Origin of the sequence: Modestobacter sp. VKM Ac-2977 (assembly GCF_026968045.1) — a bacterium.
In the GTDB taxonomy this organism is placed as follows: domain Bacteria; phylum Actinomycetota; class Actinomycetes; order Mycobacteriales; family Geodermatophilaceae; genus Modestobacter.
Genome location: NZ_JAPVBQ010000001.1, coordinates 758,719 through 777,639, shown reverse-complemented (window position 1 = coordinate 777,639; position 18,921 = coordinate 758,719). Strand labels below are relative to the sequence as shown.

The window sequence follows — 18,921 nt, the reverse complement described above, 5'->3', positions numbered from 1 at the left end:
TCGGGGCATGGCGACAACGACGAGCAGCCCGACCACCATCCTGATCGCCGGCCACTGGCTGGGCGCCTGGGCATGGGATGAGGTGCTGGAACACCTGACAGCCGACAACTGGCATGCGATCCCGATGACGCTCCCCGGGCTGGACGAGCAGGACCCCGAGCGTTCGTCCAAGACCCTCGACGATCAAGCAGCGGCGATCGAGCAGACCATGGCCCGGGCCGGGGTCTGCGAGGACCAGCCGGCGGTTCTGGTCGCTCACAGTGGGGCCAACGCCCCGGTCAGTCTCGTGCTGGACCGGCACCCTGAGCTCGTCCACCGGGTGGTGTGGGTCGACTCCGGGCCGGTGGTTCCAGGGGGTGTCTTCGCTCCGGACGTGCCGGAAGCACTGCAAGAGCTGCCACTGCCGCCCTTCGACGTCCTCGGGGAGCAGGCCAGCCTCGAGGGCCTGAGCCCGGAGGTCCTCGAGCGCTTTCGGGCCAGGGCTGTCCCTGAGCCCGGTCCCGTGCTCCGTCAGCCCGTGGAGCTCACGAACGATGCACGCCTGAGTGTCGCGACCACGATCGTGTGCTGCTCGATCCCGAGCGCGCAGCTGCTGGAGCTGGCCCGCGCAGGACACCCCATGTTCGCCGAGGTCGCCAACCTCGAGCAGCTCGACGTCATCGACCTCCCCACCGGGCACTGGCCCATGTGGAGCCGACCTCGCGACCTCGCGAACGCGATCCACTCTGCAGCTTCCCGGGTCAGCTGAAGCGCGAGCTTCCTCGAAGGGGGTCAGCCGTGTGCGGCTGACCCCCTTCCGTCCCCGCAAGGACACATGCCTCACGCCGATGCCGCCCGCACGCCACGCCATCGCCCAGGTAGTGGTCACCGGCGAGGCGCCGACCGCCCGCCGAGGCGCGCCGCCACGACCGCCGCGCCGAGCAGGCACAGCGCGCCGTTGACCGCGATCGCCGTCGTCACGCCGTCGAGCACCCCGGAACCACCGAGCACCACCGCGGTGACGACGGCGCTCATGACCGGCGTCCCGAGGGTGATGCCGATCTGCTGGCTCATCGTGGTCAGCCCGGTGGCCAGGCCCTGCTCGGTCTCCGGCAGCCCCGACGTCGCGGTGACCATGAACCCGACGATGACGACGAGGTTGGCGACTCCACCGACGAAGGTGGCGGCCAGCACCAGCCAGATCGAATCCGCGTCCGCGGAGACGAACACCAGCGACAGCGTCGCCACGGCCTGGACGACGAAGCCGCCGACGATCGCCGTCCGGTTGCCGAACCGGCCGATCACCCGGGGCCCGAGCAGCCCGCCGGCCACGGTGCCGAGCCCGAGGACGGCGAAGGACAGCCCGGCGCCGAGCGGGCTGTAGCCGAGCACCTCCTGCAGGTACAGGGTGAGCAGGAAGACCAGCGACGTCTCGGTGACGAAGGCGAGCGCACCGGCCACGTTGCCGATGGCGACGCTGCGCCGGCGGAGCACCGACAGCGGCACCAGGGGGAACGCCGTCCCCCGCTCGACGGCGACGAAGGCGACCAGCAGCACCACTGCAACGGCGAAGGCGAGCAGCGTCAGGCCGTCGGTCCAGCCGTGCGACGCGGCGCGGGTCAGCCCGAAGACCAGCGCGAGCAGCCCGAGCGTCACGGTCGCCGCACCGGGCACGTCGAGCCGGGTCCGCTGTTCGGCCGGACGCTCGGCGAGAACCCGCGGCGCGACGATCAGCACGACCACGGCGACCGGGACGTTGAGGAAGAAGGCCCACCGCCAGCTGAGCAGGTCGGTCAGCAGCCCGCCGAGGACGGCGCCGCTGGTGAACCCGGCGGCCATCAGCGCACCGTTGAGCCCGAGCGCCCGGTCGCGAGCCGGGCCTTCGGGGAACGTGCCGAGCAGCAGCGCCAGCGCGGCCGGGACGACGATCGCGGTGGCGACGCCCTGGGCGACCCGGGCGGTGAGCAGCACCGCCGGTGTGGTCGCCAGCCCGCCGAGCAGGGAGCCGGCGCCGAGCAGGGCCATGCCGAGCAGGAACATCCGCCGCCGTCCGGCGAGGTCGGCGACCCGGCCCATGAGCAGGGTGAGCCCGGCGGCGCAGAGCGCGAAGGCGGTGGCGATCCACTGCAGGTCGGCGAGGCGGAAGCCGACGTCCGCGCCGATGGTGGGCAGGGCGACGTTGAGGATGGAGAAGTCGACGGCGAGGGTGAAGCTCGCGGTGAGCAGCACGGCGAGGGCGGCGCGCTGCCGGGTCGGTGGGGCGATGGTGGTCACCCCGGCGACGCTGCGCTGACACCCGCCCGGCAACCACACCCCCGTCTGCCTGTCACTGGCAGGGACAGGCTGGGCGTTGCGGCCGGCGGCAGGATGAGCCCATGACCGAGCTCGGGGAGTTCCTGCGCGTGCGCCGGGCGGCGTTGCAGCCGGCGGACGTCGGACTGCGCGGCTACGGCGCGCGGCGGGTGCCCGGGCTGCGGCGCGAGGAGCTGGCCATGCTGGCCGGGGTGAGCGCCACGTACTACGCGCGGTTGGAGCAGGGGCTCAGCGCCAACGCGTCGGAGGCGGTGCTCGACGCGCTGGCCCGGGCGCTGGAGCTGACGCCCGACGAGCAGGCACACCTGCGCACCCTGGCCCGCACCCCCACGCGCCGCCGTGCCCGGACGCGCCCGGACGCGATCCGCCCCGGGATGCTGCGGCTGATCGAGTCGATGCCGGACACCCCGGCGGTGGTCCTGGGCCGGCGCAGCGAGGTGCTCGGCTGGAACCCACTCGGGCACCGGCTGGTGGCCGGGCACCTGCCGTTCGACTCACCGCACCGCCCGGCCGAGCGGCCGAACATGACCCGGCTGCTGTTCCTCGACGCGCACACCCGCGAGCTGTACGAGCGGTGGGACGACGAGGCGCAGCGGGCGGTGTCGTCGCTGCGGGTGCTCGCCGGAAGGTCGCCGGACGACGAGGAGCTGACCCGGCTGGTGGGCGAGCTGACCGTGCAGAGCGCGGAGTTCGCCCAGCTGTGGGCCCGGCACCCGGTGGCGAACTGTGTGTCCGGCACCAAGCAGCTGAGGCATCCGGAGGTCGGCGAGCTGGAGGTGGCATTCGAGGTGCTCACCCCACCCGACGACGCCGGCCACCGCGTGCTGCTCTACACCGCTGCGCCCGGGACGCCGTCCGCCGCAGCCCTGGACCTGCTCCGCCGCAGCTGGCCGGCACCCCAGGCCGGAGTGCTGCACAACGCTCCATGACTCGATCCCGGGCGCGCGGCTCCACCGGTGGTGCGGAAGCCGGTCAGGGCGCTCGGACCAGCCCCTCCTGGTAGGCGATGACGACGAGCTGGGCCCGGTCGCGGGCGCCCAGCTTTGTCATGGCCCGGTGCACGTGCGTGCGCACGGTCAGGGGGCTCACGACCAGCCGGTCGGCGATCTCCTGGTTGGACAGGCCGTGCGCGGCCAGGCCGGTGATCTCGCGCTCGCGGTCGGTCAGCCGCGGGAGCAGTCCGCGCGGCAGGTCGCCGATGCCGTCCGGGCTGGCGAGGAAGCGGTTCACCAGCACCCGGGTGGCCACCGGCGAGAGCAGCGACTCCCCGTCCACGACGGTCCGGATCCCGGCGAGCAGCTCGGCGGGCGTGACGTCCTTGCCCAGGAAGCCGCTCGCCCCGGCCCGGAGCGCGTGCGCCACGTGCTCGTCGGACTCGAAGGTGGTCAGGATCAGCACCCGCGTACCCGTCAGGTCGGGGGCGGCGCAGATCTCTCGGGTGGCGGCGAGCCCGTCCAGGACCGGCATCCGGATGTCCATCAGCACCAGGTCGGGACGGTGCTCACGGGCGAGCTCGACCGCCTCCGCGCCGTTGGCGGCCTCGGCGACGACCGTCAGGTCGTCCTCGGAGTCGATCAGCATGCGGAACGTCGAGCGCAACAGCGCCTGGTCGTCGGCCAGCAGCACCCGGATCATCGGGGTCCCTCCCAGTGCGTCAGCGGGACGGCGAGGGTGACGGCGTACCGGTCCTCCCCCGCCGGGCCGGCCACCACCGTCCCGCCCAGGGCGAGCGCGCGCTCGCGCATCCCGATCAGCCCGTAGCCCGATCCCACCGGACCGGGCCGGACGCCGGTGTTCACCACCTGGACGCAGAAGGTGTCCTCGGTGCGGCGCACGGTGATCGTCACGGACGGCCGGACCGCGTGCTTGGTGACGTTGGTCAGCGCCTCCTGGACGACCCGGTACGCGGTGACGTCGACCAGCCGGGGCAGGCACTCGATCGACCCCTCGCGGAGCACCGTGACCTCGATCCCGGCGGCCCGGCAGGGCTCGACCAGCTCGTCGAGCTGATCGAGCCCCGGTGCCGGCACGGCGTCCACCGGCGGGTCGTCGTCGGAAGTGCGCAGCACCGCCACGGTCGCCTTGAGCTCCTGGAGCGCCGCCGACGTGGAGACGCTGAGCCCGGCCAGCAGCTCCCGTGCCTGCTCGGGACGCTTGTCCAGGAGGTGCTCGGCGGTGCCGGCCTGCGCGTGGGCCACCGTGAGGTGGTGGGCGACGACGTCGTGCAGTTCGCGGGCGATGCGCAGGCGTTCCTCGCCCACCCGGTGCCGGATCTCGTCGTCCCGGCTGCGCTCGGCGTCCTCGGCGCGGGCCCGGACGACGTCGAGGTAGGAGCGGTGGGCCTGCGTCGTCCGGCCGGCGAAGACCGCCGGCAGCAGCCACAGCGCGACGCCGACGGTGCGCAGCACCAGCGAGCCGCCGGTGGGGGTGTCGATCAGGCCGCCGAGGATGACCGCGGCCACCGCGGCCCCGGTCCACCAGGCGACCGCCCGCACGGACCCGACGACCGCGAGCCAGTACAGGCAGCCGATCAGCGGGGCCAGCAGCAACGGCGTCGGCAGGTAGCCGAGCGCGCAGGCGGCGGTCTCGCAGCAGATCGCCACGGCCGTCGCGGCGCGCGGCCACCGGGGCGCGGTGAACAGCGCGCCGCTGGCGACCAGGCTGAGCAGCACGCCGGGGACGAGCACGGCCGGACCGACGATCCCCTGGGTGCCGATGCTGGCACCGAGGGCGGCGAAGAGGAACGCGACGAGCGCGGCCGCCGCATCCCGCACCCCGATCCGGCCGGTGCTCATCAGCGCCCGCTCAGCGCCAGGTCCGGCGTCCGAGCCGGTGCGTGAGCCAGCGACGCACCCTCCACGTCGACGTTCGGCAGCAGCCGGTCGAGCCAGCGCGGCAGCCACCACGCCCGCTCCCCGAGGAGCTGCAGGACGGCGGGCACCAGCGTCAGTCGGACGATGAAGGCGTCGAAGAAGACCGCCGCGGCGAGCCCGAGACCGACCATCTTGATCAGCGGTTCGGAGGCCGCCGCAAACCCGCCGAACACCGCGATCATGATCACCGCGGCGGCGACCACGACCTTCGAGCTCTGCGCGAAGCCGGTGCCGACCGCCTGGCGGGCCGGCACACCGTGCACGTGCGCCTCCCGCATCCGCGACACCAGGAACACCTCGTAGTCCATGGCCAGCCCGAACACGATCCCCACCAGCAGGATCGGCATCAGGCTCATGACCGGGCCAGTCTGCTCGACACCGAGCAGATCACCCGCCCAGCCCCACTGGAAGACCGCGACGATCACCCCGATCGAGGCAAAGAGCGAGAGCAGGAAGCCGACCGCGGCCTTGATGGGCACCCAGATCGAGCGGAAGACCACCAGCAGGAGCAGCACCGCCAGACCGACGACGAGCGCGACGTAGGGCACCAGGGCCGACTGGGTCTTCTGCGCCATGTCGATGTCCAGCGCCGTGGTCCCGGTGATCTCGTAGGTCACGCCCTGGTCGCGTTCCACGGCCGGGCGGGCGTCGCGCAGCGACTCCACCAGCGCCTCGGTGCGCTCGTCGGTCGGCCCGGTGGTGGGGACGGTGGTGAGGATCGCCGTGTCCCCCTGCTCGTTGAAGGTCGGGGTCGACACCGAGGCCACGCCGTCGGTCGCTGCGAGGTCGTCTGCGACGGCCGTCACCGCGGTCTCCGGGTCGCTCGCCCCGGTGGCGTCGACCACCACGGTCAGCGGACCGTTGGAACCGGGACCGAACGCCTCGGCCCGCAGGTCGTAGGCCCGGCGCTCGGTGGCCGTGGTCGGCAGCGAGGCGTCGCCGGGGGTGCCCAGCTGCAACGACAGCGCCGGGACGGCGACCGCGGCGAGCACCGCGACCCCGGCCACCGTGACCAGCAGCGGCCGGCGCCGGACCATCCGCATCCACGTGCGGGCCACCGGGACGCGGGGGTTCGTGCTCCCGCCCCGCCGCTGCGACCGCGACCGGACCCGGTTCGGGAACATGCCCAGCAGCGCGGGGACCAGGGTCAGCGCGACCAGCACGGCCACGACGACGGCGCCGGCGGCGGCCAGCCCCATCTTGGTCAGCGACGGGATGCCGACCACGAGCAGCCCGGCGAGCGCGATCACCACCGTCGTCCCGGCGAAGACAACCGCGGACCCCGCGGTGCCGACCGCGCGACCGGCCGCCGTCTGGGCGTCGTCCTGGCTGAGCCGTTCCTCCTGGTACCGGGAGACGACGAACATCGCGTAGTCGATGCCGACCGCCAGCCCCAGCATCAGCGCGAGCATCCCGCTCGTGATCGCCATGCCCAGCGGGCCGGCCACTGCCCAGACGCCGAGGAACGAGATGGCCACCCCGATGATCGCGGTGAGCAGCGGCAGCCCCGCGGCCACCAGCGACCCGAAGGTCAGCAGCAGGACCAGGGCCGCGATCGCGACCCCGATCAGCTCGGTGGCGCTCATGCTGGTGGGGCTCTTCAGCGCCGAGCCGCGCATCTCCGCGGTCAGCCCGTCGTCCCGCGCCTGCTCCACTGCTTCTTCCAGCAGGGCGCGCGACTCGTCGGTCACCTCGGCCGACGGCACGTCGTAGCTCACCGACGCGAAGCCGGTCGTGCCGTCGGCGCTGATGCTCGCGCCCGCCGCGGGCGGCACGATCCGCATCACCTGCGGGCTGTCGGCGACGGTGGCCAGGGCCGCCTCGACGGCCGCCTGGTTCGCCGGAGCATCCAGCGACCCGCCGTCCGGGGCGACGAAGACGAGGGTCGCCGACGCGCCGTCCGAGGGGGTGTCCGGGAAGCGCTCCGCGAGGAGGTCGAAGGCGTCCTGCGACTCGATGCCCGGGATGGTCGCCCGGGTGTTCACCGGGCCCTCGGACGTGACGGCGGCCGTCACCGCCCCGGCGAGGACGAGCAGCCAGAGCACAGCGACCGACCACCGCCGGCGGAAGGAGAAGCGGCCGAGACGATCGAGCAGACCTGCCATGTCGGTACACCCCAGTTGTCGTGGTGGTTGTCCCGAGCAGCGTTTCGTCCAGGCAGGGGCCTCGGCGTCGTGCAGACGCAGGCTCTGTCTACGGCGTTCTCAGTAGCCCACCCGCCGATGCCCGCGCCGAGCTACCGCAGGAGGCCGTGCACGAGCGAGTTGATTGCCGAACGCCTCCAACACCGTCGCCCGCTTCGTGCGAGCGACGATTACTCGCGACAGTCAGCGTTGCGCGCCCTCCTGACCGCCGCCGAAGGGTGGGCCTATACCGTGGGCGGCACCCCGAAGGCGTCTAGGCGACACCGGCGGTCGAGCGGCTGCGTCAGAGCGCCTAGGCCCAGCTATGCGCGACGTCCGAGGCGTCCCCGCATCGCTCCTCCAAGTCTGGATCTTGAAGAAGCGCAAACGCCTTCAAGCCATCCTCCTTCAGGTCGCAAATCTCATCCCAGTACTTCTGGCAGGACTCGGCAGGAACATCCGGACCGGCGAGGGAGTCGATCACCGTTGCGGCGCCTGCGGCCCCGCCGAAGCCTGACATGAGCGTGAATAAGGCCAGGATTGCAAGGTAAGGAGCCAAGTTGGCTGCTTTGGCTCGCTAGGCAATTCCGACTCGCCTCCACCTGTGCCATCGCTCTGTTTCGACCTTAAGCCCTTTCGCTCTTGACGGGACGTCCGGCGAGCCTGTCCCCGACCCCCAGATGCCGGCGTACATCGACAACTGGACCCGTCTCGGCCTAGTGACCGTGTCGTACATGGAGTTTATGACCGCACCGGACGTGTACGCCTGGGTCAACAGCCGGCCTGAGATGCTGAAGCTGCGGCAGGTACATGAGACGGAGGACGTCCAGGTGACTAGTGAGAACGGAATTATCGCCCCCACGACGTTCGGGAAAGCTTTTGCCGCGACGGTCGCCCCCTAGGTACAGCTACCGTCGAAGAGCGCGCGCCACGAGGAGCGAGTACCCCAAGTAGAAGTGACTTAGCTGAATCACCACAGATATGTAATCGTACAGCGCCCTGTTGTAGGCAAAGTCGTCACCCGCGAGAGTCTTCAGAGCACTTGCGTGCTTGCCCCAATGGATCAGGTCCCCATACTGGAACAGCGACAAGATTTCCTGCGGCTTGACCTCTTCCCCCACGACAGGGACAGTCGCGTGCCCCCCTTGCCGTCGAATCACCTCACGATCCGCCATGGCGATCAGGAGACGAGCCTGCAGCTGACCGTGAGCACCGTTCCACCGGGCTTGCCACTCTTTCCTCTCGTCCCGCCGGTCGTCATCAAGCTCGTAGATGTGGCGACCGATGACCTTGCGAACCTTGCTGTAACTCGCTTCTTCCTCGGCGCTGGCTAGCTGCCGGAACAAGACTGCCGTCCCTCGTATCGATTCCTTTGGCGGGAAATCAACTTCGACACGCTCTTGTCCCTGGTCGACGTGGACGGCGATTCCGCCGTCGTGGCTAAGCACTGTCGACTCAGCCAACTCCTCACACACGTCAACATAGCGTTCAAGCACGGCCCGCTCTTCGTCGCCGAAGTCACCGAGCGGCGGAAAGCGGTTCGGGTCCGGCAGGTCGAAAACCAGGCGAAAGAGTTGCCACCAATAAGCGTAGCCCCGGGGGTTGGCTGCTCGATCGGCGTAGGGCGGAGAGAATCGCAGCGGCTGCGGAAGGGCGAGAGAACGCCACTCACTCGCATGGATTGTCATGGTCTCGTCGTCATCCGGCGACGCGCGCCGCTTCCTGTTTGACACGGTCACACGCTAGATCGGGCGGCCAGCATGCGCCTGTAGAGGCAGGTCCCCACACCGTGGCCTCCCTCCCCGTGGGCGGCCACGGTGCGGGAGGCCAACGTCAACGGTCCCCGCGCAAGATCGTTGCGTCGCTGCATACCTACCCGAACGACTTGGGGCCGCATGCTGGCCACACCGGACCCCTTCACTTAGCTGGTCGCAGCCGCCGCCAAGGACGGCAAGCGCCGCGAGGGCAAGACCGTCTGGCATACCTCCACCGTCCGCCAGATGCTCACCACTGCCGAACTGGACGCCCAGGCCACCGCACGTAGGGTCTGAGCCAGCACGTAGCGCCCCAGTGGCGGGGAGCCGCTCCTCAGCGCTCGATCGTGGCGGAGTCCGCCCACCGCGCGAGCATGCTCAGTGCAGCGAGCTACTCCAGGGCCTCGTTCTCACCTAGCTCGCTCACGTCGTTGGCCACCGGGTTCCGCACCGCAGCGAACCAGCCGTCCGCCATCATCAGCGCACCACGGTGGACATTCTTGTAAGTAGCCCCGCCGTCGTCGGCGATGATGCGGAGCCGGGGCTCGGTCGCGCTGCCCGGGTTAGGTGAGAAGACCGACTGGAAGAGCTTGCCCTCGGAGAGGTCCCGCCGCGCCACCTTGTTCTGCACCTCGGCGTTCTGCACCTCGGCGTTGACTCGCCGAGCCGCCGCGCCGACGGCGTCCCGGTGGTGCGCGGTGCTCCACAGAGAACGTGCCCCATCCCTGACCCAGGAGTGCATGCTCGCGGCCAACAGGTCCGGGGCGTCGTCGCCCAGGTTGGCCCGCACCTCCTCTTGACGGCGGAAGGATGCCTTGGGCTCGCTGCGCGGCCTCTCGGTGCTTCATCCACCACCCGGTTGATGGTGGCGTTGTCCTCAGACGGCACCCCGGTCCGCCAGTCAGGCATGACCAGGTCAAGAATCGCCTCCACCACCTCGGCCTGCTCGAAGATCGGCGCCTCCGGGCCTTGGGTGTACATGCGCGGCGAGAGGTTCACGACGCCGGGCCTCGACGGGGGCCGCCGCAGCGTAGCGAGAGTCAGGAACCTCTCTAGCTGACCCAACGCCCACTCGGTCTTCAGCCGAGCCACGCGTCATCCTCCTGGCTGCAACCGCCGCCGGCGGAAGTCACCTGACGGCCGAAGGCCCGAGGGTACGAGGCACCCGTCGAGGATGGCCAGCGCCCTCGAGTCCGCCAACCTGGACGCCCAGGTCGCCGCGCTCAAGGCCTGAAGCCCCGTCTAGCGCTCACCGGCGAGCCTCCGGCCCTCCTGCCCGGGTGGCCAGGATGGTCGGTACGTGACGACGCACAGGATCGACCCCGACGACGTCCTCCTGGGCGTGGCCCACAAGCTCGTCCGGGCCCGGGTGCTCTATGAGGGATTGCTGGCGGAGATCGAGCGAGTCCTGACCTCCCCGACCGAGGGCCGCCCCGTGGCCAACGCTGACGGCACGTTCTCGTCCTACTACTGGCCGACGGCGGAGCCGCACCCCGCGATGAGCATCATGCTCGGCGAGTTCGCGCACAACGCCAGGAGCGCGTTGGACAACCTCATCACCGTGTTGGTCATGCGCAACAACGGCACCCTCACGAGCGACCACAAGTTCCCGTACAGCCCGCACGCCAACCAGTGGGCAAGCTCAGTCGCCGCGCCCTGGCCAGAGGGGGGCCCGCTGGCCCACATCAAGCGCGAGGACTTCGACCTGATCCGCGATGTCCAGCCGTTCCACGCCGACGATCCTGCTCGCCATCCGCTCGCCCTGGTGGCCCGGGTGAACAACGCCGACAAGCACCAAATGCTCCACGCCTCGATCGCCTACACCGCCCCGGATGCCGACCAGGAGATCCTGGAGGTCATCCCCGCGACCACGCAGGCGGAGATCGTCTGGACACCTCCTCGGAGCACGCTGCTCGCTCCCGGAGACGAGGCCACCCGGTACCGCTTCCTCGGCCCCGTCCCCAACCTGTTCCAGGTCAAGCTCAACTGGCCACTCGCCATCGTGTTCCGCGACCACAAGGGCCGCGACCTGCTGTTCTCCGAGCTGGGCCGCATGTACCAGGCCGCAGCCCTCGCCGCCCGACCGTGGATCGACCCGGAGTATCAGGCGTAGGTGATGACCTCGGCCGGGCCGTCTAGCGCCTCGGCCAGCACGGCGCCGGGCCGGTGCGGGTCCCTGCGTCGCCCCGCCGCCGCGAGGAAGTGTCGGTGCCGTGGGTCACGATGAACGCGTGCCTCAGAAGCCCCCGGCCCGTCACCACCTGGTCAACAAGGCGTATCTGCGCCGGTTCGCCAAGGACGAGCAGCTCGCCTGCGTCCGCTTGACGGAACAGCGCCACCTGATCTCTCTCAACGACGCCACGGTGCAGAAGCACTTCTACAGCACGGAACTGCCTGACCTGGAAGAAGACGCTTACGAGAACGCCCTCTCTCAGCTTGAAGGCGACTCCGAAGGGGCCTTCAAGCGGGTAGTCGACCAAGGGCTCGTCCCGACCGACGAGGACCGGGTCCTGATCTGCCAGTGGATCGCGGCACAGACCCTCCGGACGCAGGCCGCTCGTCGGGCGTGGGAGGACATCGTCCGGGCGACCGAGCGACTCGCGGTTGGAACGTCCACCACAGCCCAGATCCGGAGCCGATTGGGGCTCCCTCCCACAACGTCCGACGCGGAGGTCGAAGGACTCCGGGCCGAGATGCTGGCGACCGCCGATAGCTTCGCCGTCGACCCACAGGGCCATCTGACGAGCATCGCGGCCAACCTCGTTGACATGACCAATCTGGCCCTCGGCCGCCCGTGGACGGTCACACGATTCGAGGACCAGGCGCTCGCTACCAGCGATACCCCGGTCGCCCTGGTGCCCGGCCCGCACGCCGCTCGGGACGGCGTCGGCTTCGGGTCGGCGGAGCACATCTTCATCCCGCTCTCACGCCGAGTCGCGCTCATGCTTGGTCAGCTCGGCAACCCGCTGGGCATCGAGGAGGGCGTACGGGTCGGCACTGGTGACGCGGCACAGCTCTACAACGACATCACCATCCGCAACGCCCGACAGATGTTGCTTCATCACCCGGACGACGACCCGCTGGCAGGTTTCACGCTGCCAGCGCCATCGGGTCCCGAGATCCGCGTTAGCCCGTCACACATCGATGCCTTGATCGAGGCGCACGCCAAGCAGCAGGGGCGGCCTTCTGGGCTGCCCCGCCCTGTCGCCGAGCCAGAGTGACGACCACGCCGTTCTGGGCCGCACTCGTCGGCTCCGCGCTTGGTCGCGCGGTGATCAACGCGATGTGCGGCTACATCTCCTACCGACTCGACCACCGGAACCGGCACGATGACACCCGCCGCGATCACTACGTCACCATGCTTCACCGCGCTGGACGACTTCTTCCGGCTGCTGCTTGACGCGGTCGCCGCCAACAACCGCCGAGCCCACGACCCCTTGCCGGAGACGAACACACAGTTGGCATTCGCCGTCGCCCGCGCTGCCGGAGCTGCCAGCGAAGCGTTGAAACTGACCAGCCCGGCCTACCACGAGGCCCGCCGCGCCTACCAGGTTGTCTGGCTGTTCGCCCCCCAGAGGTGCTGGAGCCGTTCAACGACGCCTGGATTCCAAATCGTGCACGTCTACTAGGACGTGCACCGGGTGGCGATGGTCGAGGCGTCCCCGCTGCCCGTGCCGAACTACCCGCAGGAGGCTGTACACCGGTACCGGAACGCTGTCCGCCAGGACCTCGGGATGAGCGAGCTCAAGCTGCTCGACCACCCCGCTGCTGCTGGAACTGGCGAGGCTCCCTAGTCCTTCGGTCCCGCCTACCTGCGGGCTGGCGGAACGTCTGCTTCAGGCTGTGATCGGCAGCTCGATCACCCTGCCGCGTGTCGGTCAGTAGGGCCGGCGCGACGGCTTACTCCGGCATCCGTAAAGCAAACAGACAAAGGACCCAACAGCAGTCGCTGTCGGGCCCTTCGTCGCTTCCGGGTGGAGCTGAGGGGACTCGAACCCCTGACCCCCACACTGCCAGTGTGGTGCGCTACCAGCTGCGCCACAGCCCCTTGCCGACCCGGTCTGGTGTGTCCGAGCCGTGGAGAACGATACATGCCCACCGAAGGGGTCTCGGTGAGGGGGTCCACCAGCACTGGGTGTCGTGTCCAGTGCTGGTGGACAGCTCTCAGCCCTCGTCGCCGAAGCGCTCGTCGAGGGCCAGGTTGAGCTCGAGGACCCGCACGTGCGGCGCCCCAATGAAGCCTAGGTCCCGCCGGTCCGTGTGCTCGTCCACCAGCGCCTGAACGTCGTCCACCGGCACTCCGCACGCCTCGGCCACCCGGCGCACCTGCACAGCCGCGTACTCCGGTGAGATGTCCGGGTCGAGCCCCGACCCGGACGCCGTCACCGCGTCGGCCGGCACCTCGGACTCCGGAACCCCGTTAAAGGCGGCCACGTCAGCCCGCCGCTCCCCCACCGCGGCGACCAGCTCCTCGGAGTTCGGCCCCAGGTTCGACCCGCCCGACGCCGCCCCGTCGTAGTCCGACGCCGACGGCCGCGACTGGAAGTACTCCGGCAGCGGGGCGCCGTCCTCGTCGGTGAACGTCTGGCCGATCAACGACGACCCGACCACGGAGCCGTCCACCGACACCAGCGACCCGTCGGCGCGAGCCGGCGCGATCACCTGGGCGACGCCCGTCATCACCAGCGGGTACGCCAGCCCGAGCACCACGGTGGCGACGAGCAGGGCACGAACAGCGGCCACCAGTTGGCGGCCCGAGCGCAGAGCGGACATCACGCGATCCCGGGGATGAGAGAGACGAGCAGGTCGATGAGCTTGATCCCGACGAACGGCAACACCACGCCGCCGACGCCGTAGACAGCCAAGTTGCGGCGCAACATCGCCGACGCGGACGCCGGCCGGTACTTCACGCCGCGCAGCGCCAGCGGCACCAGCGCCACGATGATCAGCGCGTTGAACACGACCGCCGAGAGGATCGCCGACTCCGGCGAGCTCAGCCGCATCACGTTCAGCGCGTCCAGCCCTGGGAAGACACCCGCGAACATGGCCGGCAGGATCGCGAAGTACTTCGCCAGGTCGTTGGCGATGGAGAACGTGGTCAGCGACCCCCGCGTGATCAGCAGCTGCTTGCCGATCTCCACGATCTCGATCAGCTTCGTCGGATCGGAGTCCAGGTCGACCATGTTGCCGGCCTCCTTGGCCGCGGTCGTCCCGGTGTTCATCGCCACCCCGACGTCGGCCTGCGCCAGCGCCGGGGCGTCGTTCGTCCCGTCGCCGGTCATCGCCACCAGCCGGCCGCCGGACTGCTCACGCTGGATCAGCGCCAGCTTGTCCTCCGGCGTCGCCTCGGCCAGCACGTCGTCAATGCCGGCCTCTGCGGCGATCGCCCGCGCCGTCCGCTCGTTGTCGCCGGTGATCATCACCGTGCGGATCCCCATCCGGCGCAGCTCGGCGAAGCGCTCGGCCATGCCCGCCTTGACGACGTCCTTCAGGTGGATGACGCCGAGCACCCGGGCACCGTCCGCCGACGCGGAGGCCAAAAGCAGCGGCGTCCCGCCGGCGGCGGAGATGCCGTCGACGACGTCCCCGACCTCCGGCGGCACCGAGCCGCCGAGCGACCGCACCCATGCGAGCACCGCGCCCGCGGCGCCCTTGCGCAGCTGCCGGCCGTCGGGCAGGTCGACGCCGCTCATCCGGGTCTGCGCGGTGAACGGCACAAACTCCGCACCGGGCAGGTCGTCCCGGCCGCGCAAGCCGTAGCGCTCCTTGGCCAGGACGACGATGCTGCGGCCCTCCGGCGTCTCGTCCGCCAGTGAGGCCAGCTGCGCGGCGTCGGCGACCTCGTCGTCCGAGTAATCGCCGACGGCGACGAACTCCGACGCCTGCCGGTTGCCGAGGGTGATGGTGCCGGTCTTGTCCAGCAGCAGGGTGTTCACGTCGCCGGCCGCCTCGACCGCGCGGCCGCTCATCGCCAGCACGTTGCGCTGCACCAGCCGGTCCATGCCGGCGATGCCGATCGCCGACAGCAGCGCGCCGATCGTGGTCGGGATCAGGCAGACCACCAGCGCGATCAGCGTGGTCAGCGACTGCTCCGCACCCGAGTAGATCGCCAGCGGCTGCAGCGTGATGACCACGACCAGGAACACGATGGTCAACGAGCTGAGCAGGATGTTCAGCGCGATCTCGTTCGGCGTCCGCTGCCGGGAGGCGCCCTCGACCAGGGCGATCATCCGGTCGACGAAGGTCTCCCCCGGCTTGCTGGTGATCTCCACGACGATCCGGTCGCTCAGCACCGTCGTCCCCCCGGTGACCGCCGAGCGGTCACCGCCGGACTCGCGGATCACCGGCGCCGACTCCCCCGTGATCGCCGACTCGTCGACGCTGGCGATCCCCTCGACGACCTCGCCGTCCCCCGGGATCACCTGCCCGGCGACGACGACCACCCGCATGCCCGGCCGCAGGTCCGCGGCCGGCACCTCGGATCCGTCGAGCAGGTACGCCACGGTGGTCTGCCGGGCCTTGCGCAGGGTGTCGGCCTGCGCCTTGCCCCGCCCCTCGGCCACCGCCTCGGCGGCGTTGGCGGACAGCACGGTCAGCCACAGCCAGCCGGCGATCAGCCAGCCGAACACCGACGGGTCGGTGATCGCCAGCACGGTGGAGAACACCGAGCCGACCCACACCACGAACACCACCGGCTGGCGCACCAGCCCGCGCGGGTCGAGCTTGCGGACGGCGCCGGCCATAGCCGGGCCCCACTCGATGGACGCGCTGGGACGCGGCTCGGTGGGTGCAGCGGAGACGGGACGACGATCGAGCGCCGTTGTCATGACAGTCCTTCTGTCGAGAGGAGGGGCCAAAATCGCGACTTTGGCCCCGGGAGGGGAGCGGTCATGCGAGGGCCTCGGCGAGCGGGCCCAGGGCGAGCGCCGGGAAGTACGTGAGGCCGACGACGACGAGGACGACGGCGCCCAGCAGGCCGACGAACAGCGGCTGGTGGGTGGGCAGCGTCCCGGCGGTCACCGGCGCCCTGCCCTGTGCCGCGAGCCGGCCGGCGAGCGCGACCACCAGCACCATGGGCAGGAAGCGGCCGAAAGCCATCGCCAGGCCCAGGGCGGTGTTGTAGAACGGCGTGTTCGCGCTCAGCCCGGCGAACGCCGAGCCGTTGTTGTTCGACGCCGAGGTGAAGGCGTAGAGCACCTCCGACAGCCCGTGCGACCCGCTGTTCAGCAGCGAGCCGAGCCCGGTGTCGGTGGTGACCGCGACCGCCGTCCCGGTGAGCACGAGCACCGGGGTGACCAGCACGTACAGCGAGGCGAGCGTCATCTCCCGGCGGCCGAGCTTCTTGCCCAGGTACTCCGGGGTGCGCCCGACCATCAGCCCGGCGACGAACACCGCGACGACGGCGAGCACGAGCATCCCGTAGAGCCCGGAGCCGACCCCGCCGGGCGCGACCTCGCCGAGCATCATGTTCGCCATCACCAGCAGGCCGCCGGTGGGCGTGTAGCTGTCGTGCATCGAGTTGACCGCGCCGGTGGAGGTCAGCGTCGTCGCCGTCCCGAACAGGGCCGACAGCGGCCCGCCGAAGCGGACCTCCTGGCCCTCGGTCGCGGCACCCGCGAGCTGCAGCGCCGCTCCCCCGGCCCGGGCCTGCGCCCAGTTGGTCAGCGCCAGTGACGCGGTGGCCAGGCCGGCCATCACCCCGACGATCGCCAGACCCTGCCGGCGGTCACCGACCATCCGGCCGAAGGTGCGCGGCAGCGAGAACGGGATGACCAGCAGCAGGAACACCTGGAACAGCGAGACCCAGGCGCTCGGCCCCTCGAACGGGTGCGCGGAGTTGGCGTTGTAGAAGCCGCCGCCGTTGGTGCCCAGCTCCTTGATGGCCTCCTGCGAGGCCACCGGCCCGCCGGGCAGGAACTGGGTCGCCCCGGCCAGCGTCGTCGCCTCGGTGCCGGACGACAGGTTCTGCACCACGCCACCGAGCACCAGGACGACGGCGGCCACGGTGGCCAGCGGCAGCAGCACCCGGGTGATCGCCCGGGTCACGTCGACCCAGAAGTTGCCCAGCCGGTCGGTGCCGCTGCGGGCGAACCCGCGCACCAGCGCGACCGCCACCGCGATGCCGACGGCGGCCGACACGAAGTTCTGCACCGCCAGCCCGGCCATCTGGACCAGGTGGCCCATCGTCGACTCGCCGCTGTAGCCCTGCCAGTTCGTGTTGGTCACGAAGCTGACCGCGGTGTTCCAGGCCGAGCCCGGCTCCACCCCGGCCATGCCGTTGTCCAACGGGAGCAGCGACTGCAACCGCTGCAGGCCGTAGAGGAACAGCACCGACACCAGCGAGAACGCCAGCACGCTGCGCAGGTAGGTCGGCCAGCGCTGCTCGGCGTCGGCGTCCACCCCCACCGCCCGGTAGACCAGCCGCTCCACCCGCCAGTGCCCCTGGGGCCAAAAGCGCGATTTTGGCCCCTCGGCGGGGTCGGTGGTGAAGGCGCGGGCCATCCAGTCGCCCAGGGGGCGGTGCACGAGAGCCAGGGCGAGCACGAGCAGGCCGGCCTGCAGCCAGCCGGCGGCAGCGGCGCTCATCAGAACCGCTCCGGGAACAGCAGGCTGCCCAGCAGGTAGAGCACCAGGCCGGCGGCCACGGCGAGCGCAACCCAGGTCACAGCCGTTCCACCCCCCGCACCGCGAGGGCCAGCAGCCCGAAGACCGCCAGCGTGAGCAGCACGTAGACCACGTCGGTCACGTCGTGAGCACCTTCATCCCGATCCGGGCGGACGACCGGTCGTCGTCCACGTCCGAGCGGGGACGCTAGGAGCGCTCCGGGGTGCTGACGGGTGTCTTGACGAGTCCTTGACGGTGGCGGGCGGCGACCTTGACGCCGTCCTGACGAGGGCCGGGAGCAGCCGCCGATGTGCGCTGACTGCGGGTCCCGACCCGCGGAACCCGCAGTCAGCGCACATCGGCGACGTCAGGCGGACGGCGGCGGGGTCAGCTGGGCGACGCGGACGTGGTTGCCGAACGGGTCGCGGAAGCCGAAGTCGATGCCGTAGGGCTGCACGACCGGCTCCTCGGGGATCTCCACGCCCCGCTCCTTGAGCTCGGCGTGGGTCTTGTGCGCGTCGTCGGTGCTGAAGAACAGGTGCCCGCCGGCGGCGCCCTTGGAGATGAGGTCGCGCACCTGGGCGGCGATCTCCTCGCTGTAGCCGGGCGGGCCCGGCCGCTCCAGCAGGACGGCGTGCCCGGGGTCGGTGGGCAGCGCGACGGTGAGGAAGCGCATCGGGCCGAACTGCATGTCCGTCTGCACCTCGAAGCCGAGCTTGCCGACGTAGAAGTCGAGCGCGGCGTCCTGGTCGGGGACGAAGACCTGGCTGATCGTGATGGTGTTCAACATGGTCAGGACGCTAGGGGCGGGCGTCGTCCCCGGGCTTCTCCGAAACTGCGGTGTCCGTGCTGGGCCGCAGCCAGCGCATGCCGAAGCAGCTGGGCACCGGCGCCAGCGGCCCGCGCCGGCGGTAGACGCTCGGCGGCTCCCCGACGATCTCGGTGAACACCCGGCTGAACGTGCCGAGGCTGGAGAAGCCGACGGCCATGCAGATGTCGGTGACCGTCTCCTCGGTGCTGCGCAACAGCCACATCGCCCGCTCCACCCGGCGCCGCTGCAGGTAGCGGTGCGGCGTCTCCCCGAAGGTGGCTCGGAAGGTGCGGATGAAGTGCGCCTCGGAGACGCAGGCGACCCGGGCCAGGGTCGGGACGTCGAGCGGCTCGGCGTACGAGCGGTCCATCGCGTCCCGGGCCCGCAGCATCCGCCGGTTCGAGTCCTCGCTCGCCCGGCTCACGACCGCGATCATGGCACCCACTCCGGGTGGTCTTGACGCG

At 70.8% G+C, this 18,921-nt stretch carries 18 protein-coding genes and 1 tRNA gene; 6 read left to right on the top strand and 13 right to left on the bottom strand.

Translation table 11 applies throughout. The features are described 5' to 3' along the window. Nucleotides 1–7: 7 nt before the first annotated feature. Nucleotides 8–748: an alpha/beta fold hydrolase gene (locus tag O2V63_RS03780; RefSeq protein ID WP_269166229.1), complete on the top strand. Its 741-nt coding sequence runs from the start codon at nucleotides 8–10 to the stop codon at nucleotides 746–748. 116 nt (nucleotides 749–864) lie between these two features. Here the strand turns inward: O2V63_RS03780 and O2V63_RS03775 are convergent, their stop codons facing one another. Further along, nucleotides 865–2,253 carry an MFS transporter gene (locus O2V63_RS03775; RefSeq protein ID WP_269166228.1) on the bottom strand — a complete coding sequence of 463 codons (1,389 nt, stop codon included), beginning with the start codon at nucleotides 2,251–2,253 and terminating at the stop codon, nucleotides 865–867. A 101-nt stretch (nucleotides 2,254–2,354) separates the two neighbouring features. Here O2V63_RS03775 and O2V63_RS03770 point away from each other — a divergent pair, with 101 nt between their 5' ends. Then, the gene (locus tag O2V63_RS03770; RefSeq protein ID WP_269166227.1) at nucleotides 2,355–3,221 is read left to right on the top strand and encodes a helix-turn-helix domain-containing protein; all 867 of its coding nucleotides are present in this window, start codon (nucleotides 2,355–2,357) and stop codon (nucleotides 3,219–3,221) included. 43 nt (nucleotides 3,222–3,264) lie between these two features. Here O2V63_RS03770 and O2V63_RS03765 read toward each other — a convergent pair whose 3' ends face one another. From O2V63_RS03765 to O2V63_RS03755, 3 genes are read right to left on the bottom strand one after another with little or no spacing between them, the layout of a single operon-like run. Beyond that, nucleotides 3,265–3,927, bottom strand: a complete 663-nt coding sequence (locus O2V63_RS03765; protein WP_269166226.1) for a response regulator — start codon at nucleotides 3,925–3,927, stop codon at nucleotides 3,265–3,267. Next, entirely contained in the window at nucleotides 3,924–5,087 is a 1,164-nt protein-coding gene (locus O2V63_RS03760; RefSeq protein WP_269166225.1) for a sensor histidine kinase, read from the bottom strand. The genes O2V63_RS03765 and O2V63_RS03760 overlap by 4 nt, the downstream gene beginning before the upstream one ends. After that, the gene (locus O2V63_RS03755; RefSeq protein ID WP_269166224.1) at nucleotides 5,087–7,270 is read right to left on the bottom strand and encodes an MMPL family transporter; all 2,184 of its coding nucleotides are present in this window, start codon (nucleotides 7,268–7,270) and stop codon (nucleotides 5,087–5,089) included. Before O2V63_RS03755 ends, O2V63_RS03760 begins: the two co-directional genes overlap by 1 nt. Nucleotides 7,271–7,968: 698 nt before the next feature. Here O2V63_RS03755 and O2V63_RS20780 point away from each other — a divergent pair. After that, nucleotides 7,969–8,190 carry an Abi-alpha family protein gene (locus O2V63_RS20780; RefSeq protein WP_442928983.1) on the top strand — a complete coding sequence of 74 codons (222 nt, stop codon included), beginning with the start codon at nucleotides 7,969–7,971 and terminating at the stop codon, nucleotides 8,188–8,190. A 6-nt stretch (nucleotides 8,191–8,196) separates the two neighbouring features. Here O2V63_RS20780 and O2V63_RS03750 read toward each other — a convergent pair whose 3' ends face one another. Continuing rightward, on the bottom strand, nucleotides 8,197–9,021 hold the full coding sequence (locus O2V63_RS03750; RefSeq protein ID WP_269166223.1) for a hypothetical protein: 825 nt from the start codon (nucleotides 9,019–9,021) through the stop codon (nucleotides 8,197–8,199). Between the two features lie 412 nt (nucleotides 9,022–9,433). After that, on the bottom strand, nucleotides 9,434–9,832 hold the full coding sequence (locus O2V63_RS03745) for a TIGR02391 family protein (protein WP_269166222.1): 399 nt from the start codon (nucleotides 9,830–9,832) through the stop codon (nucleotides 9,434–9,436). 510 nt (nucleotides 9,833–10,342) lie between these two features. Between O2V63_RS03745 and O2V63_RS03740 the strand changes: the two genes are divergently transcribed. From O2V63_RS03740 to O2V63_RS03730, 3 genes are all read left to right on the top strand, one after another. Then, nucleotides 10,343–11,155, top strand: a complete 813-nt coding sequence (locus O2V63_RS03740; RefSeq protein ID WP_269166221.1) for a hypothetical protein — start codon at nucleotides 10,343–10,345, stop codon at nucleotides 11,153–11,155. Between the two features lie 118 nt (nucleotides 11,156–11,273). Then, nucleotides 11,274–12,263: a DUF4238 domain-containing protein gene (locus O2V63_RS03735; RefSeq protein WP_269166220.1), complete on the top strand. Its 990-nt coding sequence runs from the start codon at nucleotides 11,274–11,276 to the stop codon at nucleotides 12,261–12,263. Nucleotides 12,264–12,371: 108 nt separating this feature from the next. Continuing rightward, on the top strand, nucleotides 12,372–12,671 hold the full coding sequence (locus tag O2V63_RS03730; protein ID WP_269166219.1) for a hypothetical protein: 300 nt from the start codon (nucleotides 12,372–12,374) through the stop codon (nucleotides 12,669–12,671). Nucleotides 12,672–13,017: 346 nt separating this feature from the next. Here O2V63_RS03730 and O2V63_RS03725 read toward each other — a convergent pair. The 7 genes from O2V63_RS03725 to O2V63_RS03700 all read right to left on the bottom strand — a co-directional run bounded on the left by O2V63_RS03725 (nucleotide 13,018) and on the right by O2V63_RS03700 (nucleotide 18,881). Next, nucleotides 13,018–13,090: transfer RNA gene (locus tag O2V63_RS03725), tRNA-Ala, on the bottom strand. A gap of 116 nt (nucleotides 13,091–13,206) precedes the next feature. Then, on the bottom strand, nucleotides 13,207–13,815 hold the full coding sequence (kdpC, locus tag O2V63_RS03720) for a potassium-transporting ATPase subunit KdpC (protein WP_269166218.1): 609 nt from the start codon (nucleotides 13,813–13,815) through the stop codon (nucleotides 13,207–13,209). Then, nucleotides 13,815–15,785: a potassium-transporting ATPase subunit KdpB gene (gene kdpB / locus O2V63_RS03715; RefSeq protein WP_269166217.1), complete on the bottom strand. Its 1,971-nt coding sequence runs from the start codon at nucleotides 15,783–15,785 to the stop codon at nucleotides 13,815–13,817. The genes kdpC and kdpB overlap by 1 nt, the downstream gene beginning before the upstream one ends. Nucleotides 15,786–15,930: 145 nt before the next feature. Continuing rightward, nucleotides 15,931–17,628 carry a potassium-transporting ATPase subunit KdpA gene (gene kdpA / locus O2V63_RS03710; RefSeq protein WP_269166216.1) on the bottom strand — a complete coding sequence of 566 codons (1,698 nt, stop codon included), beginning with the start codon at nucleotides 17,626–17,628 and terminating at the stop codon, nucleotides 15,931–15,933. Beyond that, complete coding sequence (gene kdpF, locus O2V63_RS20775; protein WP_366139772.1) at nucleotides 17,628–17,708, bottom strand: K(+)-transporting ATPase subunit F; 81 nt, start codon at nucleotides 17,706–17,708, stop codon at nucleotides 17,628–17,630. The genes kdpA and kdpF overlap by 1 nt, the downstream gene beginning before the upstream one ends. A 305-nt stretch (nucleotides 17,709–18,013) precedes the next feature. Next, the gene (locus O2V63_RS03705; protein ID WP_269166215.1) at nucleotides 18,014–18,436 is read right to left on the bottom strand and encodes a VOC family protein; all 423 of its coding nucleotides are present in this window, start codon (nucleotides 18,434–18,436) and stop codon (nucleotides 18,014–18,016) included. Nucleotides 18,437–18,446: 10 nt separating this feature from the next. Beyond that, the gene (locus tag O2V63_RS03700; protein ID WP_269166214.1) at nucleotides 18,447–18,881 is read right to left on the bottom strand and encodes a helix-turn-helix domain-containing protein; all 435 of its coding nucleotides are present in this window, start codon (nucleotides 18,879–18,881) and stop codon (nucleotides 18,447–18,449) included. Between the last annotated feature and the right edge of the window lie 40 nt (nucleotides 18,882–18,921).